Origin of the sequence: Bradyrhizobium sp. YR681 (genome assembly GCF_000282615.1) — a bacterium.
Classification (GTDB): Bacteria; Pseudomonadota; Alphaproteobacteria; order Rhizobiales; family Xanthobacteraceae; genus Bradyrhizobium.
The window spans coordinates 1-555 of record NZ_AKIY01000170.1 but is presented as its reverse complement, the minus strand read 5'-3'; the positions used below and the strand labels follow the sequence as shown (position 1 = coordinate 555).

General features: G+C 45.8%; 1 protein-coding gene. It reads left to right on the top strand.

The window, feature by feature from the left end:
* Positions 1-555, top strand: a 555-nt coding sequence (gene folE / locus PMI42_RS37920) for a GTP cyclohydrolase I FolE (RefSeq protein ID WP_085969542.1), incomplete at both ends; no start/stop codon positions are given.

The window sequence follows — 555 nt, the reverse complement described above, 5'->3', positions numbered from 1 at the left end:
TGTCAGAGCGAGAAATTCTCCGGAGTCAAACGAACCCACTGCTTTGATTCAGGAGCCTTCGAGTTGAGCATTATCCATCTTCTTCAGGCAAGTGGCATTGAGACTGATGACTCTCACATGAAAAATACAGCTCGCCGCGTAACCGAGCTATGGAAGAACCGCTTGCTGGATGGATACAATGTGGATCCATTTGATGCATTAGGAGCGGGTTTTGATGATGATTGCCGTGACGTGGTCATTGTGCGAAATATCGCTATACATGGAATCTGTCCGCATCATTTACTCCCTTTTCGTGGAGTGGCACATGTCGCTTATTTACCTAATGGTCGATTGCATGGTTTCGGGCGAATCACTCGAATGGTTGATGCCATTAGTCACAGATTTACATACCAAGAATGGATGACTAAGGCTATCGTTACTTGCCTCATGGATTTTGGAAAAGCTCGAGGAGCAGCATGCATCGTCGAGGCTGAACAACTTTGTTTGTTGATGGGGGAGAACAGGCGAGGAGATGAAAGTGTTGTTACTCATTCGTATGCGGGAGAATTTGAAAAA